The sequence below is a fragment of the Mesorhizobium sp. M3A.F.Ca.ET.175.01.1.1 genome (genome assembly GCF_004791945.1).
Lineage (GTDB): Bacteria > Pseudomonadota > Alphaproteobacteria > Rhizobiales > Rhizobiaceae > Mesorhizobium.
Map to the genome: position 1 here is coordinate 1 of NZ_SRTP01000415.1, position 284 is coordinate 284.

Annotated in this window: 1 pseudogene; it reads right to left on the bottom strand. The window is 58.8% G+C overall.

The features are described 5' to 3' along the window. Nucleotides 1-142: pseudogene (locus EN818_RS32230) on the bottom strand (aldolase); the annotation flags it as partial. Nucleotides 143-284: the final 142 nt, after the last annotated feature.

The following is a 284-nucleotide window of genomic DNA, read 5'->3' on the forward strand; positions in this document are numbered from 1 at the left end:
GCGCCAGCGCCCCCGGCAGGTCGGCAAGGCCGCCTTTGCGCACGTCGCCATAGCCGACGAAGTGGTCGACCGCGCCGCCAAAAAGGTTCCCCGATGGATGCGAGAAGAGGCGCGCAAGGCGCACCGTGGTTCCCAAGCTCATGAGTGCAAAATTCCCAATCGTTTGTTTTCGAGGCCCGTTTTCACATGCTCTATAAAAATTTTACGCGCGTCAAGATTTAAAATGCTGTATAGCGAGTCACGAAAATCGCTCGTCGCCCTCGCGGCGAGCGCCCGGCATGCTG